Origin of the sequence: Shinella granuli (genome assembly GCF_004341885.1) — a bacterium.
In the GTDB taxonomy this organism is placed as follows: domain Bacteria; phylum Pseudomonadota; class Alphaproteobacteria; order Rhizobiales; family Rhizobiaceae; genus Shinella; species Shinella granuli.
Genome location: NZ_SLVX01000014.1, coordinates 49,047 through 75,298, shown reverse-complemented (window position 1 = coordinate 75,298; position 26,252 = coordinate 49,047). Strand labels below are relative to the sequence as shown.

The 26,252-nt window shown below is 66.0% G+C and carries 28 protein-coding genes; 19 read left to right on the top strand and 9 right to left on the bottom strand.

What is annotated here, in order from left to right; genetic code table 11:
- Positions 1-47: 47 nt before the first annotated feature.
- Positions 48-1,040, top strand: coding sequence for a BMP family lipoprotein (locus EV665_RS20425; protein WP_064332132.1), 993 nt, complete (start codon positions 48-50; stop codon positions 1,038-1,040).
- Positions 1,041-1,138: 98 nt separating this feature from the next.
- On the opposite strand, the gene EV665_RS20420 is transcribed toward EV665_RS20425, so the two are convergent.
- A complete protein-coding gene (locus EV665_RS20420) occupies positions 1,139-1,363 on the bottom strand; it encodes a SlyX family protein (RefSeq protein ID WP_064332723.1) in 225 nt (74 codons plus the stop codon).
- Positions 1,364-1,524: 161 nt separating this feature from the next.
- Between EV665_RS20420 and EV665_RS20415 the strand changes: the two genes are divergently transcribed.
- Genes EV665_RS20415 through deoA form a run of 7 tightly spaced genes read left to right on the top strand, consistent with a single transcriptional unit; the run spans position 1,525 to position 8,452 of the window.
- On the top strand, positions 1,525-3,060 hold the full coding sequence (locus EV665_RS20415; RefSeq protein ID WP_133035481.1) for an ABC transporter ATP-binding protein: 1,536 nt from the start codon (positions 1,525-1,527) through the stop codon (positions 3,058-3,060).
- Positions 3,057-4,190: an ABC transporter permease gene (locus tag EV665_RS20410; RefSeq protein WP_133035480.1), complete on the top strand. Its 1,134-nt coding sequence runs from the start codon at positions 3,057-3,059 to the stop codon at positions 4,188-4,190. The genes EV665_RS20415 and EV665_RS20410 overlap by 4 nt, the downstream gene beginning before the upstream one ends.
- Positions 4,191-4,195: 5 nt before the next feature.
- Positions 4,196-5,167: an ABC transporter permease gene (locus EV665_RS20405; RefSeq protein ID WP_064332135.1), complete on the top strand. Its 972-nt coding sequence runs from the start codon at positions 4,196-4,198 to the stop codon at positions 5,165-5,167.
- A 2-nt stretch (positions 5,168-5,169) separates the two neighbouring features.
- The gene (locus EV665_RS20400; protein WP_064332136.1) at positions 5,170-5,562 is read left to right on the top strand and encodes a cytidine deaminase; all 393 of its coding nucleotides are present in this window, start codon (positions 5,170-5,172) and stop codon (positions 5,560-5,562) included.
- Entirely contained in the window at positions 5,559-6,371 is an 813-nt protein-coding gene (locus EV665_RS20395) for a purine-nucleoside phosphorylase (protein WP_133035479.1), read from the top strand. The genes EV665_RS20400 and EV665_RS20395 overlap by 4 nt, the downstream gene beginning before the upstream one ends.
- Entirely contained in the window at positions 6,364-7,137 is a 774-nt protein-coding gene (gene deoC, locus EV665_RS20390; RefSeq protein WP_133035478.1) for a deoxyribose-phosphate aldolase, read from the top strand. The genes EV665_RS20395 and deoC overlap by 8 nt, the downstream gene beginning before the upstream one ends.
- A gap of 1 nt (position 7,138) precedes the next feature.
- Positions 7,139-8,452 (top strand): thymidine phosphorylase, encoded by a 1,314-nt coding sequence (deoA, locus tag EV665_RS20385; protein WP_133035477.1) that lies wholly within the window; start codon positions 7,139-7,141, stop codon positions 8,450-8,452.
- On the opposite strand, the gene EV665_RS20380 is transcribed toward deoA, so the two are convergent.
- The 7 genes from EV665_RS20380 to EV665_RS20350 all read right to left on the bottom strand — a co-directional run bounded on the left by EV665_RS20380 (position 8,442) and on the right by EV665_RS20350 (position 14,039).
- Positions 8,442-8,978: a TIGR02281 family clan AA aspartic protease gene (locus EV665_RS20380; protein WP_133035476.1), complete on the bottom strand. Its 537-nt coding sequence runs from the start codon at positions 8,976-8,978 to the stop codon at positions 8,442-8,444. The genes deoA and EV665_RS20380 overlap by 11 nt on opposite strands.
- Positions 8,979-9,245: 267 nt before the next feature.
- On the bottom strand, positions 9,246-9,875 hold the full coding sequence (gene upp / locus EV665_RS20375) for a uracil phosphoribosyltransferase (protein ID WP_064332141.1): 630 nt from the start codon (positions 9,873-9,875) through the stop codon (positions 9,246-9,248).
- Between the two features lie 105 nt (positions 9,876-9,980).
- A complete protein-coding gene (locus EV665_RS20370; RefSeq protein WP_371328611.1) occupies positions 9,981-10,937 on the bottom strand; it encodes an adenosine deaminase in 957 nt (318 codons plus the stop codon).
- 8 nt (positions 10,938-10,945) lie between these two features.
- Entirely contained in the window at positions 10,946-12,175 is a 1,230-nt protein-coding gene (locus EV665_RS20365; protein WP_133035475.1) for a phosphopentomutase, read from the bottom strand.
- 112 nt (positions 12,176-12,287) lie between these two features.
- Positions 12,288-12,899 (bottom strand): TadE/TadG family type IV pilus assembly protein, encoded by a 612-nt coding sequence (locus tag EV665_RS20360; protein WP_245507776.1) that lies wholly within the window; start codon positions 12,897-12,899, stop codon positions 12,288-12,290.
- Complete coding sequence (locus EV665_RS20355; protein WP_064332144.1) at positions 12,899-13,501, bottom strand: TadE/TadG family type IV pilus assembly protein; 603 nt, start codon at positions 13,499-13,501, stop codon at positions 12,899-12,901. Before EV665_RS20355 ends, EV665_RS20360 begins: the two co-directional genes overlap by 1 nt.
- A 124-nt stretch (positions 13,502-13,625) precedes the next feature.
- Complete coding sequence (locus EV665_RS20350; RefSeq protein ID WP_064332145.1) at positions 13,626-14,039, bottom strand: pilus assembly protein N-terminal domain-containing protein; 414 nt, start codon at positions 14,037-14,039, stop codon at positions 13,626-13,628.
- A 322-nt stretch (positions 14,040-14,361) separates the two neighbouring features.
- Here EV665_RS20350 and EV665_RS20345 point away from each other — a divergent pair, with 322 nt between their 5' ends.
- From EV665_RS20345 to EV665_RS20305, 9 genes are all read left to right on the top strand, one after another.
- On the top strand, positions 14,362-14,541 hold the full coding sequence (locus EV665_RS20345; protein ID WP_064332146.1) for a Flp family type IVb pilin: 180 nt from the start codon (positions 14,362-14,364) through the stop codon (positions 14,539-14,541).
- A gap of 119 nt (positions 14,542-14,660) precedes the next feature.
- A complete protein-coding gene (locus EV665_RS20340) occupies positions 14,661-15,164 on the top strand; it encodes an A24 family peptidase (RefSeq protein WP_133035474.1) in 504 nt (167 codons plus the stop codon).
- Positions 15,165-15,355: 191 nt separating this feature from the next.
- Positions 15,356-16,162 carry a Flp pilus assembly protein CpaB gene (gene cpaB, locus EV665_RS20335; RefSeq protein WP_064332148.1) on the top strand — a complete coding sequence of 269 codons (807 nt, stop codon included), beginning with the start codon at positions 15,356-15,358 and terminating at the stop codon, positions 16,160-16,162.
- Between the two features lie 14 nt (positions 16,163-16,176).
- Positions 16,177-17,724, top strand: a complete 1,548-nt coding sequence (locus EV665_RS20330; RefSeq protein ID WP_133035473.1) for a type II and III secretion system protein family protein — start codon at positions 16,177-16,179, stop codon at positions 17,722-17,724.
- Between the two features lie 11 nt (positions 17,725-17,735).
- On the top strand, positions 17,736-18,452 hold the full coding sequence (locus tag EV665_RS20325; RefSeq protein ID WP_380687122.1) for a CpaD family pilus assembly protein: 717 nt from the start codon (positions 17,736-17,738) through the stop codon (positions 18,450-18,452).
- A 61-nt stretch (positions 18,453-18,513) separates the two neighbouring features.
- Positions 18,514-19,797, top strand: a complete 1,284-nt coding sequence (locus EV665_RS20320; protein ID WP_064332725.1) for a CpaE/TadZ family protein — start codon at positions 18,514-18,516, stop codon at positions 19,795-19,797.
- A gap of 36 nt (positions 19,798-19,833) precedes the next feature.
- Positions 19,834-21,306 (top strand): TadA family conjugal transfer-associated ATPase, encoded by a 1,473-nt coding sequence (locus tag EV665_RS20315; RefSeq protein WP_133035472.1) that lies wholly within the window; start codon positions 19,834-19,836, stop codon positions 21,304-21,306.
- Between the two features lie 9 nt (positions 21,307-21,315).
- Complete coding sequence (locus tag EV665_RS20310) at positions 21,316-22,326, top strand: type II secretion system F family protein (protein ID WP_064332152.1); 1,011 nt, start codon at positions 21,316-21,318, stop codon at positions 22,324-22,326.
- 10 nt (positions 22,327-22,336) lie between these two features.
- The gene (locus tag EV665_RS20305; RefSeq protein ID WP_064332153.1) at positions 22,337-23,320 is read left to right on the top strand and encodes a type II secretion system F family protein; all 984 of its coding nucleotides are present in this window, start codon (positions 22,337-22,339) and stop codon (positions 23,318-23,320) included.
- Between the two features lie 136 nt (positions 23,321-23,456).
- On the opposite strand, the gene EV665_RS20300 is transcribed toward EV665_RS20305, so the two are convergent.
- On the bottom strand, positions 23,457-24,272 hold the full coding sequence (locus tag EV665_RS20300) for a tetratricopeptide repeat protein (RefSeq protein ID WP_084438353.1): 816 nt from the start codon (positions 24,270-24,272) through the stop codon (positions 23,457-23,459).
- A 135-nt stretch (positions 24,273-24,407) separates the two neighbouring features.
- On the opposite strand from EV665_RS20300, the gene EV665_RS20295 reads away from it, so the two are divergent.
- Entirely contained in the window at positions 24,408-25,799 is a 1,392-nt protein-coding gene (locus EV665_RS20295) for a leucyl aminopeptidase family protein (RefSeq protein ID WP_133035471.1), read from the top strand.
- A gap of 67 nt (positions 25,800-25,866) precedes the next feature.
- A complete protein-coding gene (locus EV665_RS20290; RefSeq protein WP_064332155.1) occupies positions 25,867-26,217 on the top strand; it encodes a MarR family transcriptional regulator in 351 nt (116 codons plus the stop codon).
- Positions 26,218-26,252: the final 35 nt, after the last annotated feature.

The window sequence follows — 26,252 nt, the reverse complement described above, 5'->3', positions numbered from 1 at the left end:
CCCACGCGGAAGGTCCCTATAAGATCAATAGCGAACAGGGCTGCACAATGAAAAAAACCCTTCTCACCCTTCTTGCCACGGCCGCCATGTCGGCAAGCGCGTTTGCCGCGGACATCAAGCCGGCGATCATCTATGACCTCGGCGGCAAGTTCGACAAGTCGTTCAACGAGGCAGCCTATAACGGCGCGGAGAAGTTCAAGGCCGAGACCGGCATCGACTATCGCGACTTCGAAATCGCCAATGACGCCCAGCGTGAACAGGCGCTCCGGCGCTTCGCCAGCGACGGCAACAACCCGATCGTGATGGCCGGCTTCTCCTGGGCGGCCCAGCTCGAGAAGGTCGCGGCCGAATATCCGGACACCAAGTTCGCCATCATCGACATGGTCGTCGACAAGCCGAACGTCCGTTCGGTCGTCTTCAAGGAAGAGGAGGGCGGCTGGCTCGCCGGCATCCTCGCCGGCATGGCATCCAAGACGAAGACCGTCTCGTTCGTCGGCGGCATGGATATCCCGCTGATCCACAAGTTCGCCTGCGGTTATATCGGCGGCGTCAAGTCGCTCGGGTCCGACATGAACGTGCTTGAAGCCTATACGGGCACGACGCCGGATGCCTGGAACGACCCGGTCAAGGGCGGCGAGATCGCCAAGTCGCAGTTCGACCAGGGCTCCGACGTGGTCTATCACGCGGCCGGCGGCACGGGCGTGGGCGTCCTCCAGGCGGCGGTCGATGCGGGCAAGCTCGGCATCGGCGTCGATTCCAACCAGAACGGCCTGCATCCGGGCAAGGTGCTGACCTCGATGGTCAAGCGCGTCGACGTCGCCGTCTACGACGCCTTCATCACCGCCAAGGACGACACGTTCCAGCCCGGCGTCAACGTGCTCGGCCTCAAGGAGAACGGCGTCGACGTCGCCATGGACGAGAACAACGCGCCGCTCATCACCCCGGAAATGAAGGCCGCGGTCGACAAGGCCCGCGCCGACATCATCGCCGGCACGGTGAAGGTGCACGACTACATGTCGGACGAGACCTGCCCCTACTAAGCGGCAGCGACGGCCCGTTTGCATCGCGCAGACGGGCCGATTCCGTCTTCCGGGATTGCTTTGCGCACGCAAACCGATGCGCGCCTGCTGGACGTGCTTCAGTAGTGCGGTGGGCGGGTGATGGCCGGGGCGTCGAGGGAGCCCTCTTCCAGCGCGAGGAACCGTTCCGTCAGCCGGTCGAGCTTCGACCGTAGCTGCTCGACCACGCGCCATTGCTCGGCGAGCTGGTCGGAGAGTTCCTCGATCGTGTTGGCCTGGTGGGCGACGTGTTCCTCCAGCCGGGCGAGACGGTCGGCCTCGGTCTCGTCGGGGCGGTCGGGCATGGTCATGGCTTTCCTCCTCGGTCGAATGCCGGGCGGCAGGAGCTATAGCGGCTGGGGCCGGCGTCCGCAATCGGACTGGACAAGGGCGGCGGAAGCAACAAGACTAAGACCGGTCGGCCGAAAGGCCCGTCGGCCTCAAATCCCCGTAAGAGTGGATCGTCATGAGCGAATTGGCAATCGAACTGCAGGGCATCGACAAGAGCTTCGGCCTCGTCCACGCCAACCGGAACATCAACCTGAAGGTCCGCAAGGGCACCATTCACGGTATCATCGGCGAAAACGGTGCCGGCAAATCCACCCTCATGTCGATCCTCTACGGCTTCTACCAGGCCGACCATGGCGACATCCTCGTCGACGGCCGGAAGGCCAATATCCGCGATCCGAACGCGGCGATCGCCGCCGGCATCGGCATGGTGCACCAGCACTTCATGCTGGTGGAGAATTTCACCGTGCTGGAAAACATCATGCTCGGCGCGGAAGAGAGCCAGATCCTCAACGCCGGCATCACCAAGGCGCGCGCCGAGCTGAAACGGCTGGAAAAGGAATATGCGCTGGAGGTCGATCCGGACGCCGTCATCGAGGAGCTGCCGGTCGGCATTCAGCAGCGCGTGGAGATCCTGAAGGCGCTCTACCGCAGGGCCGATATCCTCATCCTCGACGAGCCGACGGGCGTCCTCACCCCGGCGGAAGCCGATCACCTCTTCCGCATCCTCGAGCAGCTGAAGGCCGAGGGCAAGACGGTGCTGCTCATCACCCACAAGCTGCGCGAGATCATGGCGATCACCGACGAGGTCTCCGTCATGCGCCGCGGCGAGATGGTGGCCACGCGCACGACGAAGGAAACCTCGGTGGAGGAGCTGGCCGAGCTGATGGTCGGCCGCCGCGTTCTGCTGCGCGTCGAAAAAGGTGAGGCGAAGCCTGCCGACGTCAAGCTCTCGGTGAAGAACCTCACCGTGCGCGACAGCCGCGGCGTGACCATGGTCGACGACGTCTCCTTCGACATCCGCGCCGGCGAGATCGTCGGCATTGCCGGCGTTGCCGGCAACGGCCAGTCGGAGCTGCTGGAGGCGATCTCCGGCATCCGCCGCGCGAAATCCGGCACGGTGCTGCTGAACGGCAGCCCCATCGACGTCACCGGCCATGCGGATCCTGCCGAGCTGCGCAAGCGCGGCCTCGCCCATGTGCCGGAGGACCGGCACCATGTCGGCCTCGTGCTGAAATTCGAGGAAAGCGAGAACGCCATCCTCGGCTACCACGACGATCCGAAATACCGCAAGGGCATGCTGCTCGACATCGACGCCATTCGCGCCGATGCGGAGGAGAAGATCGCCGCCTACGACATCCGCCCGCCGAACCCGCGGCTGAAGACCGCCAATTTCTCCGGCGGCAACCAGCAGAAGATCGTGCTCGCGCGCGAGATGGAGCGCGATCCGGACGTGCTGGTCATCGGCCAGCCGACGCGCGGCGTCGATGTCGGCGCCATCGAGTTCATTCACAGGCGCATCATCGAGATGCGCGACCAGGGCAAGGCGGTGCTGCTCGTCTCGGTCGAGCTCGACGAGATCCGCGCGCTGTCCGACCGCATCCTGGTCATGTTCGCCGGCCGCGTCGTCGGCGAACGCACGCCCGATGCCACCGAAGGAGAACTCGGCCTGTTGATGGCCGGGGTGGAAGGCCGGAAGGAGGCCGCGGAATGAGTGTCCCGCACGCGAAACTGCCCGGCTGGGCCGAATACGGCCTGATCCCGCTCGTCAACCTCGCCGTCGCCTTCCTGATTTCCGGCCTCGTCGTGCTCATCGTCGGCGAAAGCCCGCTGGAAGCCGCCTACCACATGATCAACGGGGCCTTCGGCCGCGGCGAATATATCGGCTTCACGCTCTACTATACGACGACCTTCATCTTCACCGGCCTTGCCGTGGCCGTCGCCTTCCATTGCGGCCTGTTCAACATCGGCGGCGAGGGGCAGGCCTATATCGGCGGCATCGGCGTGGCGCTCGCCTGCCTGTCCTTCGATCATACGCTGCCCTGGTATCTCGTCTTCCCGATTGCCATCCTCGGCGCCGCCTTCTTCGGCGCGCTCTGGGCGCTGATTCCCGGCTGGCTGCTGGCCAGGCGCGGCAGCCACATCGTCATCACGACGATCATGTTCAACTTCATCGCCGCCAGCCTGATGAACTACCTGCTCAACAAGGTGTTCAAGCCGCTCGGCTCCATGTCGCTGGAAACCCGTACCTTCGATGCCGGCGGCCAGCTGCCCAAGCTCGACTGGCTGATGTCGATCTTCGGCCTTTCCGTCGGCACGGCGCCGTTCAACATCTCCTTCCTGCTGGCGCTTCTTGCCGCCTTCGGCGTCTGGGTGCTGATCTGGCGCACGCGGCTCGGCTACGAGATGCGCACCATGGGCCACAGCTCCGCCGCCGCGCGCTATGCCGGCATCAAGGAGGCGAAGATCATCGTCATCACCATGATGATCTCGGGCGGGCTGGCCGGCATGATGGCGCTGAACCCGATCATGGGCGAGCAGTTCCGCATGCAGCTCGACTTCGTGCAGGGCGCGGGCTTCGTCGGCATCGCCGTGGCGCTGATGGGCCGCTCGCATCCGGCGGGCATCATTCCCGCGGCGCTGCTCTTCGGCATGCTCTACCAGGGCGGGGCGGAAATCTCCTTCGAGATGCCCTCCATCTCGCGTGACATGATCGTCATCATCCAGGGCCTCGTCATCCTCTTCGCCGGCGCGCTCGAGCACATGTTCCGCCCGGCCATCACGCGCCTCGTCCTCGGGCTCTCGCCGAAGACCCGCGACGTCGCCGCCACCAAGGGAGCCTGATATCAATGGATTTCTTTCAGGTCTTCATCGAGCTGGCCCAGTCGACCGTCCGCCTCTCGACGCCGCTGATCCTTGCCGCGCTTGCCGGCCTCTTTACCGAACGGGCCGGCGTCTTCGACATCGGCCTCGAAGGCAAGATGCTGGGCGCGGCCTTCGCGGCCGGCTGCGTCGCCTATATCAGCCAATCCGTGATGATGGGGCTTTTCGCCGCCGTGCTCGTCTCGGTGCTGCTCTCGCTGGTGCACGGCTATGCCTCGATCACCCAGCGCGGCAGCCAGATCGTCTCCGGCGTCGCCATCAACTTCGTCGTCGCCGGCTCCACGGTCATCCTCGGCGAGGCCTGGTTCCGCCAGGGCGGGCGCACGCCGGCGCTGACGGAGGACGGCCGCTTCGGACGGATCACGCTGCCGTTTGCCGATGCGGTGCGCGAGGTGCCGATCCTCGGCCCGCTCTATTCGGGGCTGCTGTCCGGCCATTCGCCGCTGACCTACCTCGCCTTTCTGATGGTGCCGGCGAGCTGGTGGATCCTCTACCGCACGCGCTTCGGCCTGCGTCTTCGCGCCGTCGGCGAGAACCCCGGCGCGGTCGATACGGCCGGCATCTCGGTGATCTGGCTGCGCTACCGCGCCGTCATCTGCTGCGGCATCCTGTGCGGCATTGCCGGCGCCTATCTCTCGCTTTCGGCCAATGCCGGCTTCACCAAGGGCATGACGGCGGGCAAGGGCTATATCGCGCTCGCGGCCCTCATCTTCGCCAAGTGGCGGCCGAAGAACATTCTCTTCGCCTGCCTGCTCTTCGGCTTCCTCGATGCCTTCGCCATCCGCTACCAGGGCTACGCCTTCCCGCTGATCGGCAGGGTGCCGGTACAGTTCATGCAGGCGCTGCCCTATATCCTGACGGTGATCCTGCTTGCAGGCTTCATCGGCAAGGCCATTCCGCCGAAGGCCGGCGGCGTGCCCTACGTCAAGGAGCGCTGAAAATGTCCCACGACCTCTTCGAGGCGGCGCGCGCCGCGATGGCCTTCGCGCACGCGCCCTATTCGAAATTCCCCGTCGGCGCGGCGATCCGCGCCGAGGACGGCAAGATCTATGCCGGCGCCAATATCGAGAATCTGTCCTTCCCGCAGGGCTGGTGCGCCGAGCCGACCGCGATCAGCCACATGATCATGGCCGGCAACAGGAAGATCGTCGAAATGGCCGTCATCGCCGAGAAGCTGCCGCTCTGCCCGCCCTGCGGCGGCTGCCGGCAGAAGATCGCGGAATTCGCCACCGCCGGGACGCCGATCTACCTGTGCGACGAGACCGGGGTGAAGAAGACCATGACCATGGAAGAATTGCTGCCGCACGGCTTTGCGACGGATGTGATCGGATGAGCGCGGAAACGACAGAGCTCCTTCGCGCCCGCCTCGGCGGCGTGCTGCCGCGCTACGGCATCGTGCTCGGCTCCGGCCTCGGCGCGCTTGTCGAGGCCGTCGAGAACCCGCTGCGCATACCCTATTCGGACCTGCCGAGCTTTCCCGTCAGTTCCGTCTCCGGCCATGCCGGCGAAATGGTCATCGGCACGCTCGGCACCGTGCCGGTCATCATGCTGTCCGGCCGCGTGCACTATTACGAGCGCGGCGACGCCAATGCCATGCGCCCGCCCATCGAGGTGCTGAAGGGGCTCGGCGTCACGTCGCTGATCCTCACCAATTCGGCAGGCTCGCTGCGCGAGGACATGCCGCCCGGCTCGGTGATGCGCATTTCCGACCATATCAATTTTTCCGGCGCCAATCCGCTGATCGGCATCGACAGCGACGACCGCTTCGTCGGCATGACCAATGCCTATGACGCGGGCCTTGCCGCGCGCATGGACAGGGCGGCCGGGAAACTGGACATCCCGCTGTCGTCGGGCGTCTATATGTGGTTCTCGGGCCCGAATTTCGAAACGCCGGCGGAGATCCGCATGGCGCGCGTCCTCGGCGCCGATGCCGTCGGCATGTCGACCGTGCCGGAAGTGCTGATCGCCCGCCATCTCGGCCTGAAGGTCGCCGCCGCCTCGGTCATCACCAATTTCGGTGCCGGCATGACGGGCGGCGAACTCAGCCATCACGAAACCAAGGACATGGCCCCGATCGGCGGGAAGCGGCTTGCCGCGATCCTCGGCGAAATGATCGCGGGCGGAGACGAAGACCATGCATGAGGACAGCATCAAGGCCACCGCGCAAAAGGCGCTCTCGCTGCTCGACCTGACGGACCTCACCGACACCTGCGATGCCGCCGCCATCGACACGCTCTGCGCCCAGGCGCAGACGCGTTTCGGAAACACGGCCGCCATCTGCATCTGGCCGCGCTTCGTGGCTGAGGCGCGGGATATCCTCGGCGCGGGCCACGCGGTGAAGATCGCGACCGTCGTCAACTTCCCTTCAGGCGACCTTGCGGTCGAGGAGGTGCTGGCGGAGACGCAGCAGGCGATCGCCGATGGCGCCGATGAAATCGACCTCGTCATCCCCTACCGCGCCTTCCTCGCCGGCAACGCGGCGGCGGTGAGCGAGATGGTGGCGGCGGTCAAGGCCGCCTGCACGCCGCCGGTGCGTCTCAAGACCATCCTGGAAACCGGCGAGATCAAGGATGCGGCGCTCATCCGCAAGGCGTCGGACCTCGCCATTGCCGCCGGCAGCGACTTCATCAAGACCTCGACCGGAAAAGTGTCCGTCAATGCGACCCTGCCGGCCGCCGAGATCATGCTGACGGCGATCAGGGACAGCGGCAAGCCGGTCGGCTTCAAGCCGGCCGGCGGCGTGCGCACGGTCGCCGATGCCGGCGAGTATCTGGCGCTCGCCGCCTCGATCCTCGGTGAAGACTGGGCGACGCCGCAAACCTTCCGCTTCGGCGCCTCCGGCCTTCTCGGCGACATCCTCTCCGTGCTCGGCGGCCAGTCCGCGCCGCCACCGCCCGCGAGCTACTAGCATGCTCCCGCAGGAGACGATCCGCCGCAAGCGGAACGGCGAGCTCCTCACCCGCGAGGAGATCGCCCGCTTCATCGCCGGCCTCACGGATGGCAGCGTCTCGGAAGGGCAGGTGGCGGCCTTCGCCATGGCGGTTTGGTTCAACGGCATGGCGCGCGAGGAGACCGTGGCGCTGACGCTCGCCATGCGCGATTCGGGCGATGTACTCGACTGGTCGGACATCGACCGGCCGATTGCCGACAAGCATTCGACCGGCGGGGTGGGCGACAATGTCTCCCTCATGCTGGCGCCGATCGCGGCGGCCTGCGGGCTTGCCGTGCCGATGATCTCCGGCCGCGGGCTCGGCCATACCGGCGGCACGCTCGACAAGCTGGAATCGATCCCCGGCTACACGATCATGCCCTCCGCCGAGCGCTTCCGCCGCACGGTCCGGGAGGTCGGCTGCGCCATCATCGGCCAGACGGCGGACCTCGCGCCGGCCGACAAGCGCCTCTATGCCATCCGCGACGTCACGGCGACGGTCGATTCGGTGCCGCTGATCACCGCCTCCATCCTCTCCAAGAAGCTTGCCGCCGGCCTCCGGTCGCTGGTGCTCGACGTGAAGGTCGGCAACGGCGCCTTCATGGCGGAGACGAGCGAGGCGGAGACGCTGGCCCGCTCGCTGGTCGCGGTCGCGAACGGGGCCGGGGTCACGACCGCCGCCCTCATCACCGACATGAACCAGCCGCTCGCCGATGCCGCCGGCAATGCCGTCGAGATCGCCAACTGCATCGCCTTCCTGAAGGGCGGGAAGACCGGGACGCGCCTGGAGCGGATCGTGCTCGCCTTCGCGGCGGAAATGCTGGTTCTGTCGGGACTGGACAAGGATATCGCCGCCGCCGAAGGCCGTGCCGCCACGGCCCTTTCCAGCGGCGCGGCGGCCGAGACGTTCGGGCGCATGGTGCAGGCGCTCGGCGGCCCGGCCGACCTCATGGAGCGGCCGGACGCCTATCTTGCGCCGGCCCCCGTCATCCGGCCGGTCATCGCGCCGCATTCCGGCTATCTTGCCGCCTGCGACACGCGTGGGCTCGGCCTTGCCGTCATCGCGCTCGGCGGCGGGCGTAGCCGCCCGGACGACGGGATCGACCATCGCGTCGGTTTCGACCGGCTGCTGCCGCTCGGCACGACGGTGGAGAAGGGCGAGGAGATCGGCCGCGTGCATGCGGCGGATGCGGAGAGCGCGGCGCATGGCGCGGCGCGGCTTGCCGGGCTCTACCGGATCGCGCCGGAGGCCCCCTTGCCCTCGCCGGACATCCTGTCGCGCATCAGCGGGTGAGGTGCAGCTTGCCGCCCTCGACGCGGTAGGACGACAGCCCCTTCAGGAAGCTCATGCCGATCAGCGTGCCCGACAGCGCCTTGTCGTCGAGCACCATGGCACCGACATTCTCCATGCGCACCGGGCCGATCTCGACGCGGTTAAGGCGGATATAGGCGGCGCGCGCCTTGCCGTTCGCCGTGTCGACGGCATAGCGGAAATCGAGGTCCGTCTTGGCGATGCCGAGGCGCTGCGCCGTCGAGATGTTGATGGCGACCATGCTGGCGCCGGTATCGACCAGGCCTTCCTCCTTGCGGCCGTTGATGGCGAAGAGGCCGGTGAAATGGCCGTTCGGATCGGCGCTGATGACGGCGCTGCGGTTGCCGGTATAGCGTGCCGCGGCCTTGCCGGTCTCCACGGCCGCCTTCTCCACTTTCGTCTCGGGTGCTTTGGCGGTCGCGTCGAGATAACGGGTCGCAACGCCGGGCACGAAGGCCGCGGCCGCGACAACGGAACCGACGAGAAAGACAAGGCTGCGAACGAACATGGGACAGTCTCCGGGAGGATCTGTCCCGAAATAGCACGCATCCGGCTAACGGACGGCAAAAGGGGCGCTCGACGGCGCCCCTCTCCACGATCTTTGATCGGCTTGGTAAATGGCGCGTTAAATGCTTTTGCGAGCACCCTCGCCCCCCCCCCCCTCAAGTCATCCTCGGGCTTGACCCGAGGATCCATGCGGCGGGTGTGGCGTGGATGGTCGGGTCAAGCCCGACCATGACGGAGGAGAGGGCAGAGGCCCTGTCCGGTCAGCCGCTCACTTCGTGCCGTACATGCGGTCGCCGGCATCGCCGAGACCGGGCACGATATAGCCCTTCTCGTTGAGCTGGCGGTCGATGGAGGCGGTGTAGACCGGCACGTCCGGATGGTGCGCGCGGAAACTCCGGATGCCCTCCGGCGCGGCGAGCAGGCAGAGGAAGCGGATGTTCGTCGCCCCGCGGCTCTTCAGCGTGTCGATGGCGGCAATCGCCGAATTACCCGTCGCCAGCATCGGGTCGACGACGATGACGAGGCGCTCGTCGATGCTGTCGGGCGCCTTGAAGAAATATTCGACCGCCTCCAGCGTCTCGTGGTCGCGGTAGACGCCGATATGGGAGACGCGGGCGGATGGAACCAGTTCCAGCATGCCTTCGAGCAGGCCGTTGCCGGCGCGCAGGATCGAGGCGAAGACCAGCTTCTTGCCTTCGAGGACGGGCGCGTCGATCTCTTCCAGCGGCGTCTCGATGCGCGCGGTGGTCAGCTCCAGGTCGCGCGTGACCTCGTAGCAGAGCAGGGTGGAGATCTCGCGAAGGAGGCGGCGGAAACTCCCCGTCGAGGTCTCCTTCTTGCGCATGATGGTCAGCTTGTGCTGCACGAGCGGGTGATCGATGACTGTGACGCCGTCCATGGCCAACCTTCCGAAAATGAGTAAACGCCTCTTTTTCCACGGAACGGCGCAAGGCCGCAAGAGTGGAGCGCGCCCGGCCGGCAACATCCCCAGCCGGCTTGCCCGTCAAAGCCGGGAAAGCAACCCCTGGCGCGTCGGTTCGTCGACGAAGGCGGCCTCGATCGCTGTCCGCGTCATGCCGAGCAGCGCCGCGTCGCTGAAGCCCATGACGGAGGAGGCGATTTCGTATTCCCGGGCGAGCGAGGTGTGGAAGAACGGCGGGTCGTCGGAATTGAGCGTCACGCGCACGCCGGCCTCGTGAAGGGCGCGCAGCGGGTGATGCTCGAAGTCCGGGAAGACCTTCAGCGCGATATTCGAGCCGGGGCAGACCTCCAGCACCACGCCCTCGTCCGCCAGCCGCTTCACAAGGTCGCCGTCCTCGATGGCGCGCACGCCGTGGCTGATGCGCGAGGGGCGGACATGGTCGAGCGCATCGCGCACGCTGAAGGCGCCCGAAAGCTCGCCGGCATGGATGGTGATGCCGAGGCCGGCATCGCGGGCGATGTCGAAGGCGCGGGTGAAATCGGCGACGCGGTGCATGCGCTCCTCGCCGGCAAGGTTGAAGCCCGAAATCAGCGGATGCGGCCGGCGGGCGGCATATTCCGCCGCCTTCACCACCCGTTCCGGGCCGAAATGGCGGATGCCGACGATGAGGAAGCGCGTCTCGATGCCGGTCCTCGCCCGGGCCCGCCCGGCGCCCTCGGCAAGGCCGCTTATATAGGCATCGGCGCCGATGCCGACGGCGTCCCCCTGGTCGGGCGAGACGATCAGCTCGCTGTAGACGGCACCGGCTTCGGCGATCCCGGTGAGGTAGGTCTCGGCGAGCAGGGCATAGTCCTCCTCCGTGCGGAAGAGGTTCGCCGTCGCATCGTAGCTTGCGACGAAGCTGGTGAAATCCTGCCAGGCATAGGCGCCGTCGCGGATGAAGGCGGAGGTGTCGATGCCGTAGCGCTTCGCCTGGGAAAGGGCGAGGGCCGGCGGGGTCGCGCCTTCGATATGGCAGTGCAGCTCCGCCTTGGGCATGGGTTTCGTCACAGAAAGCTCCTTCCATGCGGGCCCGGCGCAATGCCGAGATGGCGTGCGACGCTTTCGCCGATGTCGGCGAAGGTGGTACGGGTTTGAAGCAGGCGCGAGCGCAGGCCCGGGCCGAAGCTCATGATCGGCACGCGCTCGCGCGTGTGGTCCGTGCCGCGCCAGGTCGGGTCGCAGCCATGGTCGGCGGTGAGGATGACGATGTCGCCTTGCTTCAGCTTGCGGTCCACCTCCGGCAGGCGCCGGTCGAAGGCTTCCAGCGCGGCGGCGTAGCCCGCGACATCGCGGCGGTGGCCGTAGAGCATGTCGAAATCGACGAAGTTGGTGAAGACGAGATCGCCGTCCGCTGCTTCGTCCATGACGCGGAGCGTCGCGTCGAACAGTGCCATGTTGCCGTTCGCCTTGGTGAGCCGGCCGATGCCCTGGTGGGCGAAGATGTCGCCGATCTTGCCGACGGCATGCACGGTTCGTCCGGCCTCCGTCAGCCGGTCGAGCAGGGTCGGTTCCGGCGGCAGCACGGAATAGTCGCGGCGGTTGCCGGTGCGCTCGAAGGTCTCCGGCGTCTCGCCGACGAAGGGCCGGGCGATGACCCGGCCGATGCGCCCGCCCGGCCGCTCGTCGAGGATCTGTCGCACCGTTTCGCAGAAGGCGAGCAGCCGGTCGAGGCCGAAGGCGCGCTCGTGCGCGGCGACCTGGAAGACGGAATCGGAGGAGGTGTAGCAGATCGGCTTGCCGCTGCGCATATGGTCGAGGCCGTGGCGGGCGATGATGTCGGTGCCGGAGGCATGGCAGTTGCCGAGGATGCCCGGCACCTTGCCGGCCATCGTGATGGCCTCCACCAGCTCCGGCTCGAAGGCGTCGCCTTCCGCCGGAAAGTAGCCCCAGTCGAAGCTGACGGGCGTGCCGGCGATCTCCCAGTGGCCGGAGGGCGTGTCCTTGCCGTTGGAGACCTCGCTGGCGGCGCCGTGATAGCCGAAGACGCGCTGCGGCACGTCCATGCCCTGCGGGAAGCGGCCGGTCGCGGCGCGGGCGGCATGCAGCAGGCCGAGCGCCGACATGTTGGGAAGCTTCAGCGGTCCCTGGCGAAGACCCGGCCGGTCGGCGACGCCCGCCGCGCAGAACTCGGCGATGTGGCCGAGCGTGTCGGCGCCGAGATCGCCGAAGGCGGCGGCATCCGGACCGCCGCCGATGCCGAAGGAATCGAGAACGAAGAGAAAGGCTCGCGCCATGGATCACCTGCCGTCTGTCCGCATCCGGCCTGCCGGACGGACGGATGAACTGCCAGACATGACACGGGGCTCGTGCGCGGTTCAAGCGAAATCGGCAGGCCTTGCGGTGCGCTCAGCAGTCGGAGCAGTCGATCTTCTTGCCGACGCGCAGGCGGAAATAGCTCGTCCTTCCGAGCTTGATCTTGTTGAGATTCGAATCAAGGTTCGGGGCGAGCAGCAGGATCGAATAGGGCACGGACAGTTCCGTGCGCACGATGAAGGTCTCCATGTTGCCCATGTCGCTCGGCAGCGTGACCACGCTGTTCTTGGCATAGGGGGCGTTCCCGGCCTGGTCGCGCGACCAGGCGACCGTCGCCTTGCCGTCGGCGGCAACGGCGACACCGGTGATCTTCAGCGTATAGGCGCTGTTGACGGGGAACGGCGCCACGATCTTGGCGACGACGTTCTTCATCGTGTCGAGCGTCGCCTTGTTGGTCGTATTGCTCTGCGTCAGGAGGTCGGAAATGGTGGCCGAAGCGCGGCTGACCTTGCGCGAGGCGGTGATGGCGACGGTGACCTCGAAGGCACTCACATAGGCCATCATCAGCAGCGGCGCGACGATGGCGAATTCGATGGCGCCGACGCCGCGGCGATCCTCGACGAAACGGCGCAGCCGCAGCAGCATGCCGCGCCCGGTGGTCTGCCAGCCCTTGAGGACGTCGGGAGGGGAAAGGACCTTGCGCATCACGGATAGTCCTCGTTCTGGACGACGGCCGTCGCGATCATCAGGTAGTTCTGCCGGGAACCGTCGGCCGCGCGGATGTTGGAGACATAGGGGCGGACGAGGTCCGTCACGATGTCCCAGCGATAGTAGGCCCGCACGATGTTGATGGTCCGCTTGCCGCCGGGGGCGATCTTGAAGGAAGACGGGTCGAGATCGCTGCCGGTAAGCGGGGTGGTCTTCGGGATGTCGGAGAACTTCGCGAAGCTCCTGACGTCGAGGAACAGCTTGTCCGCCTTTTTGATCTCCTTGGGCGAGCAGGGCATCAGGATGGCGATCTCGTCGCAGAAAGCCTTGCGGAACGTCTCCTCGTCTTGGGTAGAGTTGCCCGAGGAGCGGATTTCGCCCGTCCTGATCTTGCGCGCCATGGTTTCGGTGGCGTTGGCGAGAAGCTGCTCGGCGGAAAAGGCGATGAAGGTCTCAAGGGAAGCGAAGACGATCATGAAGAAGGGCAGGCTGAGAAGCGCGATCTCGATGGCCGTCGCGCCGTCACGCCGGGCAAGAAAGCGGCCGAACAGGCCCTTCTTCGGCCTTCGGCGGACAGGTGCATCATGATCGAGCGACATCGCGATCCGTTCCCAAATGCTGGACACGGGCGAGAATAGGCCGCAGACCGTTTATATTTCGTATGCGTAATGCGGAGGAGTTGAACGGTTTCCCGCATTCGGACGCCCGAAGCGGGACGAGGCGTCAGCCTCCGTTCCTGTTGCGGGCGGCGTGCTCTTCGCAATTGGGCGTGCAGGAGAGGACCGAGCGGTCCGTCTGCCGGAAGACGCGCACCGTGTTGCCCTCGTCGATCGAAACGAGGATGCGTTCGTCGACGATGGCGTTGCCGTCCGCATCGAGCAGGACCAGGTTGGTGGTTCCGAAGTTGCGGCCGGTCAGCACGATCGTCTGGGCATCGGCCACGGTCGCATCGGCGACATCGGCATTGCCGATGATCACCTTGCTGACGGGGCGATCGAGCTTGAGCACGCGGGCGTGGTCCATGTAGACGCGCATCAGCGGCTCGTCGGCAAGGGCGGAAGACGCCGTCGCCGCCACGACAAAAGCGGCTATTGCAAGCTTTGCGGCTTCCGCAGCGAAGATCCAGTCGCGTCCCATAAACAGTCATCCCTGCGATAAAACACCGATAGCATCGCTGCGAATGGTGAACGAAGCCTTAAGCCACTCGCTAGCCTTGTAGATTTATCCGCCGCCGATTTGGCGTGCATCACCCTTCAAGCGGGCCAAACAAAGGGAAAATACGCGCGCGTAGGGGGATTAACCGAATGCTCACCATAAATCCGGCAGGCGATTGGCAAGGTTCCGTTAACCGATTTCCTTAAGTCGATGGAAATGGCTTGCCTGTAGGTTGCAACCATCCGAACAACGGAAACAGTTGGCGGACGTGCTGAACCAACAATCGTGGAGCTAGGAGAATACCATGACCAAGATTTTCGCTCGCCTTATGAAGGACGAATCGGGCGCCACCGCCATCGAATACGGCCTGATCGCCGCCCTGATTTCCGTTGCCCTCATCACCGGCGCAACCGCCCTCGGCAACTCGCTGAACGAGACGTTTACCACGCTGGGCACCAAGCTGACCACCGAAGTGAACAAGTAATCGCCGGCGGAAAACCAATCTCCGTATTTGGAAAGCCGCCTCTTAGGCGGCTTTCTGTTTTCCGGCATTATCCTTTTCCAAACGGATCGCGGGCATTCTTCGCCGAAATGGAGAGTATCATGACCCAGGCCATCATCTTCGTGGTTTTCCCACTCTGCCTTGCGGTCGCGGCCTGCTCCGATTTCCTGACGATGCTCATCCCCAACCGGGTCTCGGCGATCCTTCTTGCCGCCTTCGTCGTCGTGGCGCCGCTGGCGGGCCTCGGCCTGACGGAGATCGCCATGCATCTTGCCGCCGGCCTTCTCGTCTTCTCCATCTGTTTCGCGCTCTTCGCCCTCAATGTCATGGGTGGAGGCGACGCCAAGCTCCTGACCGCCAGCGCGGTCTGGTTCGGCATGAGCTTCTCCCTCATCGAATACCTGGTCTACGTGTCCTTCTTCGGCGGACTGCTGACCATCGCGATCCTCGCCCTGCGCGCCAACACGAACCTGATCCTCGCCTCGGGCCTGCCCGTTCCCGATCACCTGCTCAAGGCCAGGAAGGTACCCTATGGCATCGCGATCGGCATCGGCGCCTTCCTCGCCTATCCGTCCTCGCCGCTGATGCTCGCGGCGCTCGGTTGAGCGGCTGCTGCCAAACTCGTTTTCATGGTCGTCCTGCCAGCCCCGGTTGAAGCGCCGGGGTTGATGCCTGTTCGCGATCCTCGCACCGTTAGCCTCGCATTAACCATGCGCGTAAGGCGCTTATTAACCATAATTACACCATTGCCGGTCAATGTGGGCGGATAGGAAAGTCCGCAGCCCAGGGAAACCACATGAGACCGGCGCGAATCATCATTCTGGCAGTGGCCGTCGTTTCGGCCGGCGTCGCAGGGCTTCTGGCCCTGAAGGTCGCCGGCGGGCGCGCGCCCGTTCAGACCGAAGCCGTCGTCGAGCGCGAGCCGACCGTCAGGGTGCTGGTCGCCAGGGAAAGCCTGCCGGTCGGCGCGCGCCTCAATCCGGAAACGATCGCCTGGGCGGCCTGGCCGGAAGGCTCGGTCGTCGAGGGGTTCATCACCGAGCAGAGCCGGCCGGATGCGATGGAGAGCCTCAACGGCGCCATCGCCCGCATGCCGATCTTCAACGGCGAACCGATCCGCCAGGAGAAGATCGCCGACGCGAGCAACCGCATCATGTCGTCGCTGCTGCCATCGGGCAAACGGGCGGTCGCGACGGAAATCTCGGTCGCCACGGGCGCCGGCGGCTTCATCCTGCCGAACGACCGCGTCGATGTCATCATGGTGCGCAAGAGCCCGGAAGGCTCCTACATAACCGAGACCGTGCTGTCGAACGTGCGCGTGCTCGCCATCGACCAGCAGATCCAGGAAAACGAGGACGGCTCGAAATCCGCCGTCGGCACCACCGCGACGCTGGAACTCACGCCCGACCAGACGAAGGTGATCGCCGTCGCCCAGCAGATGGCCGAGCGCCTGTCGCTGGCGCTGCGCAGCATCGCGGACGCCCAGGAAGCCGATACCGGCGCGGCCGACTACCTTCTCAGCGGCGGCGACGGCATGCCGATCATCCAGGTGATCAAGACCGGCGAAATCGTAAACGGCGGCGCGCCCGCAGCCCAGAAGTGACCAGGAGCTGACCCGTGTTTGGAATCACAAGGACTTTTCGGGCTTCTGTTGCCGGCGGGCTCAGCGTCTGCCTGGCGCTGTCCGGCCTGCCGGAGGTCGTGTTCAACGGCACGCCGGCGCTTGTCGCCGAAGCGGCGACCGCTTCCGTCATCCGCATCAACGACAGCGGCCCCGGCGCCCGCAAGGCGGTCAAGCTCGGCCTCAACAAGGCGATCGTGGTGGACCTGCCGACCGATGCGCACGATATCCTCGTCGCCGATCCGGGCAAGGCGGACGCGGTCACCCGCACCTCGCGCCGCATCTACCTCTTCGGCAAGGAAGTGGGCCAGACCAACATCTTCATCTTCGGGCCGGGCGGCGAGGAGATCGTCAGCATCGACCTCACGGTCGAGCGCGACATCGACGGGCTCCAGGCGAACCTGCGCCGCTTCATTCCCGACTCCGACATCCAGGTCGAGATCATGTCGGACAACATCGTGCTGAACGGCACCGTGCGCACCCCGCAGGACGCCAAGCGAGCCGAGGAGATCGCGGGAATCTTCCTGCGAGGCGGTGAGGCGACGACCCGCAACATCACGGCCCAGGGCAACAACGGCGATGCGGCGATCTTCGGCGAAGTGCGCCAGCGCTCCCAGGTCGTCAACATGCTCAAGATCGACGGCGAGGACCAGGTGACGCTGAAGATCACCGTGGCGGAAGTCAGCCGCCAGGTGCTCAAGCAGCTCGGCTTCAACGGCGCCGCGCAGGGGTCGAATGCAGGCATCTCCTTCCGCAACCCGACCAATCTCGGCGGGGCTGCGGACTGGGTCTCCAACGGCGTCGCCTCCGGCACGATCGGCGGCCTCGCCCTTGCCAGCAGCATGAGCGCCATGGAACAGGCCGGCGTGATGCGGACCCTTGCCGAACCGAGCCTGACGGCGATTTCCGGCGAAGAGGCCCGCTTCTATGTCGGCGGCGATTTCCGCCTTCCGACCGAGCAGACGATCGATGGCGGCGACGACGGGGAAACGCCGACGGTCACCCGCAGCATTTCCCAGGTCGAATACGGCATCCGGCTGAATTTCCGCCCGGTCGTGCTGTCACCCGGCCGCATCAGCCTGCGCGTCGAGACGGAGGTCTCCGAACCGACCTTCGAAGGATCGGCGACCTATGGCGGCCTCAATACCATCCCCGGCATGACGGTGCTCGGCATCCGGCGCCGCGAGGCCACGACGAGCGTCGAGCTGCCGTCGGGCGGTTCGATTGTCATCGCCGGCCTCGTCAAGGACGATATCCGCCAGGCCGTCTCCGGCCTGCCGGGCCTGTCGAAGATTCCGATCTTCGGCACGCTGTTCCGCTCCAAGGACTTCGTGCGCAACGAGACGGAAATGGTCATCATCGCCACGCCCTATCTCGTACGGCCCGTCGCGCGCACCGCGCTCCAGCGTCCGGACGACAATTTCAATGCGACCAACGATGCGGCGAGCTTCTTCCTCGGCAAGGTGAACAAGATCTACGGCCGCAAGGAACAAGCCGTGCCGGCGGGTAACTACCACGGCTCCATCGGCTTCATCTACAAGTGACGGGACGGGACATGCGCGACACGACCAGCAAGACTTGGCTCCCCGCAAGGAACCGCACCATGCACCAGACCCTGCCGATGCGCGCCGTGCTCGCGGCGACCCTCGTCCTGTCCGCCACCCTGCTTGCCGGTTGCGGCGCGCGGCCGGACAGGTCCGCCACGGCCTCGATCCCGGACGACTACCGCACGCGCCACCCGATCGTGCTGTCCGAGACCGCGCAGACGATGGACATTCCCGTGGCCATCGGCGACCGGGCGCTGACGATGGCGATGCGCGACAACATCCGCGGCTTTGCCGCCGACCATGCCGCAAAATCGCGCAGCGCCGTGCAGATCATGCTGCCGCGCGGCTCGGCCAATGCCGCGACGGCGAACAACCTGCGCAAGGATATCCGCACGACGCTGACGGTGGCGGGCGTGAAGCGCGACCAGTTGATCGAGACGAGCTATGATGCGAGCGGCTACGGCGCCAATGCGCCGATCCGGCTTGCCTTCTTCGCCATCACCGCGCAGACCGGCCCGTGCGGCCAATGGCCGGAGGATCTCGTCGTCAACACGATGGAGAACAGGAACTACCACAATTTCGGCTGCGCATCGCAGGCGAACCTTGCCGCCCAGATCGCCAATCCGATGGATCTCGTGCAGCCGCGTGGCATGACCGAGATCGATGCGGCACGGCGCTCCAATGTTATTGACGATTATCGCGATATCGGCCAACCGCCGCTCTGATCGACGGCCAGGGCAGGCACATATCCATCCGGTCCGCCGGACACCAGGAACGGGCATGACGATGAGCACAGTAGACTACACCATCGAGCGCGGGGGCGCAGCCGAGGCGGAGGAGACGGTCCGGTCCGCCGAACTGGAGGGCGTGCGCCCGCTGCCGCGCATCTCGGTCCATGCCTTCTGCGAAAGCGAGGCCATGCTGCGCACCATGGAACGTTGCGGCCAGGACCGCCGCATGGCCAAGGTGAGCCTCAGGGTCTCCAGCGCCAGCATCGCGGCGGCGGCCAACATGTTCGCCTCGGCCCCGACGCCGAACCTTTTGATCCTGGAGACCTCGACGGAACCGCGCGGCATCATGGACGAGCTCGCCCCGCTCGCCGAGGTCTGCGATCCCAGCACCAAGGTCATCATCGTCGGCAGCTACAACGACATTCCGCTCTACCGCGACCTCATCCGCAATGGCATTTCCGAATACATGGTCGGCCCCGTCGGCATGGCCGAGATCCTCAACGCCATGTCGACGATCTTCGTCGATCCCGATGCCGAACCGCTCGGCCGCACCATCGCCTTCATCGGCGCCAAGGGCGGCGTGGGGTCCTCGACGATCGCGCACAATTGCGCCTTCGACATTTCGAGCCTCTTCCAGACGGAGGTGATCCTCGCCGACCTCGATCTGCCCTACGGCACGGCCAATATCGACTTCGACCAGGATCCGCCGCAGGGCATTTCCGAGGCGATCTACGCGCCGGAGCGACTCGACGAGATGTTCCTCGACCGCCTGCTGACGAAGTGCTCCGAGCGCCTGTCGCTGCTTGCGGCGCCCTCCATGCTCGACCGCGCCTACGATCTCGAGCGCGGCTCCTTCCAGCCGATCGTCGAGGTGCTGCAGCGCAGCGCGCCGGTGACCGTGCTCGACGTGCCGCATGCCTGGTCGGAATGGACGCGCACGCTGCTGTCGGAGGTCGACGAGCTGGTGATCACCGCGGTGCCGGACCTTGCGAACCTGCGCAACACCAAGAACATGCTCGACGCCTTGAAGAAGCTTCGGCCGAACGACAAGCCGCCGCACCTGATCCTCAACCAGGTCGGCCTGCCGAAGCGGCCGGAGATCGCGACGGACGATTTCTGCGAACCGCTCGGCATACAGCCGATCGCGGTCATTCCCTTCGACGCGCAGCTCTTCGGCACGGCCGCCAACAGCGGCCGCATGATTGCCGAGATGGACCGCAAGTCGCCGACGGCGGAGACCTTCTCGCAGATCGCCCATCTCGTGACGGGGCGCGCGACGATCAAGAAACCCAGAAAGACCGGCCTCGGCAATCTGCTCGGCCTCATCGGCAAGAAATAGGCCCGACGGGCGGCGCAACAGACTGGATGAAGTGGCATGTTCGGCAAACGCGGCAATGAAGGTTTCGGCAAGGGCGGCACGGCGGGCCAGGCGTTCCAGGCCACGCCGGCTCCCGTCACGACCGTGACGGCGGAGCGCCCGGTCGTGGCCGCGCCGCCGCCGCCCGCCCTCGAACCGGCCCCCGCCCCGGTGCCTGCGCCGGCTGCCGCCGTGCGCCGCCGTGCGCCGCGCACCGAAGACTATTACGACACGAAGAGCCAGGTCTTCTCCGCGCTCATCGACACGATCGACCTGTCGCAGCTCGCCAAGCTCGATACCGAGAGCGCGCGCGAGGAAATCCGCGACATCGTCAACGACATCATCACGATCAAGAATTTCGCGATGTCGATCTCCGAGCAGGAGGAACTGCTCGACGACATCTGCAACGACGTTCTCGGCTACGGCCCGCTGGAGCCGCTGCTGGCACGCGACGACATCGCCGACATCATGGTGAACGGCGCGGGCAAGACCTATATCGAAGTGGGCGGCAAGGTGCAGGAATCGGAGATCCGCTTCCGCGACAATGCCCAGCTCCTGTCGATCTGCCAGCGCATCGTCAGCCAGGTCGGCCGCCGCGTCGACGAATCGAGCCCGATCTGCGACGCCCGCCTGCCGGACGGCTCGCGCGTCAACGTCATCGCCCCGCCGCTCGCCATCGACGGCACGGCGCTCACCATCCGCAAGTTCAAGAAGGACAAGCTGACGCTCGACCAGCTCGTCCGCTTCGGCTCGATCACGCCGGAGGGCGCGACGCTGCTCCAGATCATCGGCCGCGTGCGCTGCAACCTCGTCATCTCGGGCGGCACCGGCTCGGGCAAGACGACGCTGCTCAACTGCCTGACGAACTATATCGACCGCGACGAGCGCGTCATCACCTGCGAGGATTCGGCCGAACTCCAGCTCCAGCAGCCCCATGTGGTGCGCCTCGAAACCCGCCCGCCGAACATCGAGGGCGAGGGCGAGATCACCATGCGCGACCTCATCAAGAACTGCCTGCGCATGCGGCCCGAACGCATCATCGTCGGCGAAGTGCGCGGACCGGAGGTGTTCGACCTCCTCCAGGCGATGAACACCGGCCACGACGGCTCGATGGGCACGATCCACGCCAACACGCCGCGCGAATGCCTTTCCCGCATGGAATCGATGATCGCCATGGGCGGCTACACGCTGCCGGCCAAGACGGTGCGCGAGATCATCGCCGGCTCCATCGACATCATCATCCAGGCCTCGCGCCTGCGCGACGGTTCGCGCCGCATCACCCACATCACCGAGGTGGTCGGCATGGAAGGCGACGTCATCGTCACGCAGGACCTGATGCGCTTCGACATCCAGGGCGAGGACGCCAACGGGCGCCTCATCGGCAAGCACACGGGCACCGGCATCGGCAAGCCGCATTTCTGGGAGCGCGCCCGCTATTTCAACGAGGACAAGCGCCTGGCGGCAACGCTCGACGCGATGGAAAAGCCGTAAGGGGCCGGGATGTTCGGACTGGATATCACCATCGTCGCGATCTTCGCTTTGGCGGCCTTTTCCACCGCGGGCCTTGCCTATGGCCTGCTCTTCTCGCGCATCGAGGCGGCGAAGAAGACGGAAAGCCGCATGCGCCGCGTCCAGGCCGCCGAGACCGACCAGGGCAAGGCCAAGGCGGCGCGCGACCGCATGCAGGAACTGTCCAAGCGCCGCAAGTCCGTGCAGGATTCGCTGAAGGACTTGGAAAAGAAGCAGCAGGAACAGACCAAGCGCGTCGCCACCACGCTCAAGGCGAAGCTGGTCCAGGCCGGGCTTTCGATCAGCATCACGCAGTTCTACCTTCTCAGCGCCGCCGCCGGCATCTTCGTCTTCCTGCTGGCCCTTCTTGCCGGCTCCGGTCTTCTCGTCAGCGTCGGTGCCGCCTTCATCGCCGGCGTAGGCCTGCCGCGCTGGGTCGTCGGTTATCTCGTCAAGCGGCGGCTGAACAAGTTCCTCGAAGAGTTCCCCAACTCGCTCGACGTGATGACGCGCTCGATCAAGTCCGGCCTGCCGCTGACCGACGCGCTGCGCCTGATCGCCGCCGAAGGCCAGGAGCCGGTGCGCACCGAATTCCGCCGCCTGGTCGAGGCGCAGCAGGTCGGCCTCAGCGTGCCGGAAGCCTGCGCGCGCATGTTCACCAATATTCCCCTGCAGGAAGTCAACTTCTTCGCCATCGTCATCGCGATCCAGAGCCAGGCCGGCGGCAACCTGTCCGAAGCGCTCGGCAATCTCTCCCGCGTGCTGCGCGAACGGCGCAAGATGAGGGCCAAGGTGAATGCGCTGTCGATGGAGGCAAAGGCCTCGGCCGCCATCATCGGCGCCCTGCCGTTCATCGTCGCCTTCCTCGTCTACCTGACCTCGCCCAATTACATCATGATCCTGTTCCAGGATCCGCGCGGTCATCTCATTCTCGGCATTTCCGCCGTCTGGATGACCATCGGCATCGTCGTGATGCGCAACATGATCAACTTCGACATCTGAGGGGCAGGGCATGTCGGGACTCGTCACCACCCTTACCGATCCGGCGGTGTTGCTGCCGGCCTTCGTGATGATCGCGGTGCTCGCGACGGTCTACACGCTTGCCATTCCCTATCTCGACCGCGGCGACCTCGACAAGCGCATGAAGTCCGTGGCGCTGGAGCGCGAGCAGATGCGGGCACGCGAACGCGCCCGCATGAGCGCCGAGGCCTCCCAGAGCAAGGCCTCGCTGCGCGCCCAGCACAATACGTCCGTGCGCCAGGTCGTCGAACGGCTCAACCTGCGCGAGGCGCTGGTCGACGCCAACACGATGAACCGCCTGCGCCAGGCCGGCTACCGTTCGCAGAACGCGCTCAACATCTTCCTCTTCGCGCGCTTCGTCCTGCCCTTCGTCGTCGCCGCCGCCGCCGCCTTCTACATCTTCTTCCTCGGCTTCCTCGGCGACAAGCCGCTGCCGATGCGCGTCCTGGCGACGGTCGTCGCCGCCTATATCGGCTTCTACCTGCCGAACCTCTACATCTCCAACCGGGTGTCGAAGCGCCAGCTTTCGATCAAGCGCGCCTGGCCGGATGCGCTCGACCTCATGCTGATCTGCGTCGAATCCGGTATTTCCATCGAGGTCGCCTTCAAGCGCGTGGCCGACGAGATCGCCATGGCCTCGCCGGAACTGGCCGAGGAGCTGGTGCTGACCAATGCGGAGCTCTCCTTCCTGCAGGAGCGCCGTGCGGCCTATGAAAACCTCGGCACGCGCGTCGGCCTCGATACGGTGAAATCCGTGACGCAGGCCCTCATCCAGGCCGAGCGCTACGGCACGCCGCTCGCCCAGGCGCTGCGCGTGCTCGCCCAGGAATGCCGCGACCAGCGCATGAACGAGGCGGAGAAGAAGGCCGCCGCCCTGCCGCCGAAGCTGACCGTGCCGATGATCCTGTTCTTCCTGCCCGTGCTCGTCGCCGTCATCCTCGGCCCCGCCGGCATCCAGGTCGCCGACCGTTTCTGAAGAGACCCGCAGACCGATCAAAAAGCGCCCCGGTCGAGATATCGGCCGGGGCGAGGTCGTGCTTGGGAGCCAAGTGTCGATAGTTTCAGCAAAACTGTGCGGCGGTTTTGCGTCCGCGCGCATCAGGCAGAAAAGATCAGTTGGTGTTGCCGCTATCGTCCGCGGCGAGCTTCTTCCAGGCGTTCTGCTGGGTCAGCATCGAGCGCAGATAGGCGACGTTCGCTTCGGCCTGCTCGGAGGTCAGCTCGCGGCGGGCGATGGTCTCTGCCTCCTGGAAGCGGCCCTGGAGGCCGACGGCGAGCGCCAGGTTCTGCCGTACGCCGCTGTCGGCGCCGGGCTGCGCGGCGGCGGAGCGCAGGTAGGTCTCGGCGGTCTTCAGGTCCTTCGCCAGGAGATAGGACATGCCGAGATTGGACAGGACCGAAGGCTCGTTCGGATTGATGTCGAGCGCCTCGCGGTAGCGCCCGCGCGCCTCGCCGGCGCGGCCGAGCTGGTCGAGGATGGCGCCTTCGGCCGATTTCAGCCGCCAGTCCGGCCGGTCCGGCGTCTGCGCGCGCAGGATCGTGCTCAGCGCCTGTTCGAGCTGGCCGGCAGCGGCCTGCGCCTTGCCATAGGCGGCGAGCACCTCGCGGTCGCTCGGATTGCTGATGGCGACCTGCTGCATGACGGCAAGCGCCTGATCGTTGCGTCCGGTCATGCGCAGCACATTGGCATAGTTCATGCCGATGGTGCGGTCCTTCGGGTTCTTCTCGTAGGCCCGGCCGATCGTTTCGGCGGCCCCCCGCAGTTCCGTCGCATTCATCTCGGACACCGGCTTGGTCATTTTCGGAATGGAGCCGGTCGTGATGTTGCTCTTGCCCGCACAGCCCGCCACCGCCACCGCGATGGCAAGACATGCTGCGCCTTTCAAAAACCCAGCGCGAAGTGACGTACGCGTGACGGAAGCGGCCATGATCTGTCCCCGAAGCGATTCCCGCATGTCGCGGCGGTCAAGGAATCACGCCGCAATCTCCGCTCCAGCAATAATCTGTTAACCCTAACAGAGTGTTAATCGCCTGATTCTCAAGCCCTGCCCAAAGGTTCCGCAATGGCCCCCTTCCAGTTCATCGACCGGCCCTCTCCCTTCAACACGAAGAACGGCAAGACGCTGCCGATCTTCGCGATCACGCCGGCCCATATCGAGACCGGCACGATCGACCCGATCGCGCTCGACTGGGCGAGGAAGGCTGGCTTCAAGGCGGAATCCGGGGCGCTGCTGATGGTGCCGACGGCGGACGGCCATCTGGGCGGCGCGCTCTTCGGCCTCGGCAGGAACCCGTCCGATGCGCCCTTCCTGACGGGCAAGCTCGCCCGCACGCTGCCGGCCGGCGACTGGCATATCGAGACCGCCCCGCTGACGGCCAACCGCCTGGCGCTCGGCTACGGCCTCGGTAGCTACCGCTTCGAGCGCTACAAGGCCTCCGCCTCGGAAGCCCCGACCCTGCTCATCCCTGGTGATGCCGACGCGACAGACATCAAGCGCCAGCTTGCCGGCGTCTTCCTCGCCCGCGACCTCATCAACACGCCGACCAACGACATGGGCCCCGAAGCGCTGGAGGACGTTTTCCGCGCGCTCGGCGAACACTACAAGGCGAAGGTCTCCGTCATCACCGGCGATGATCTGCTGAAGGAGAACTTCCCGCTCATCCACACGGTCGGCCGCGCCGCCGCGCAGGCGCCGCGCCTGCTCGAACTCACCTGGGGCAAGAAGGGCCACAAGCGCGTGACGCTCGTCGGCAAGGGCGTGTGCTTCGATACCGGCGGCCTCGACATCAAGCCGGCCTCGTCCATGCTTTTGATGAAGAAGGACATGGGCGGCGCGGCGAACGTCATGGGCCTCGCGCTGATGATCATGGACGCCAAGCTGAAGGTGGAGCTGCGCGTGCTCCTGCCGGTCGTCGAAAACGCGATCTCGGCGAACGCCTTCCGCCCCGGCGATATCTACAGGAGCCGCAAGGGCCTCACCGTCCAGATCGACAACACCGACGCCGAGGGTCGCCTGATCCTTGCCGATGCGCTCGCCTATGCGGACGAGGACGAGGCCGACCTCATCATCGACATGGCGACGCTGACGGGCGCCGCCCGCGTTGCGCTCGGCCCGGACCTGCCGCCCTTCTTCACCGACGACGAAGACCTCGCGCACGACCTTGCCGAGGCAAGCCTGACGGTGGACGACCCGATGTGGCGCATGCCGCTCTACATGGGCTACGACAAGGACGTTTCCGCCCGTATCGCCGACCTCACCAACGCCCCCTCGGGCGGCATGGCCGGCTCGATCACCGCGGCGCTGTTCCTCAAGCGCTTCGTCACCCGCAACAAGCGCTGGGCGCATTTCGACATCTACGGCTGGGCGCAGGCCGAGCGGCCGCATTCGCCCGTCGGCGGCGAGGCGCAGGCCATCCGCGCGCTCTACCATCACCTGCGCAAGGCGACGGCCTGAGCGGCGGCTTTTCTTCCGGGAAACGATACGGTATCGTAACGAAAATGCCGTCCTGCCCGGAGACGCCGTGCCGCTAGATCTGACCCCATCGCAGGCGCTCGGCCTCTGGCACGCGGTGACGCTGCAGCAGGTCCACGAGGATGGGCGCGACCTGACCTTGCGCCAACTGGCGATCCTGCTGGAGATCTACCTCGTGCCCCCGCCGCATACGGTGCGGGGGCTGGCGGCCAAGCTGGGCGTGACCAAGCCGGTGATCACCCGGGCGCTCGACACGATGGGCGAGCAGGGCCTCGTCACCCGCATGCGCGACGACCGCGATCGCCGCAACGTCATCATCAAGCGCACCGTGGACGGCGCGCTCTATCTCGAACGTCTCGGCGATCTCATCATCGCCCGGGGCCGCGCGCAAAACCCCTGAACCGGCCCCCCTGAACCGGCCCCGTGAGACCAGAT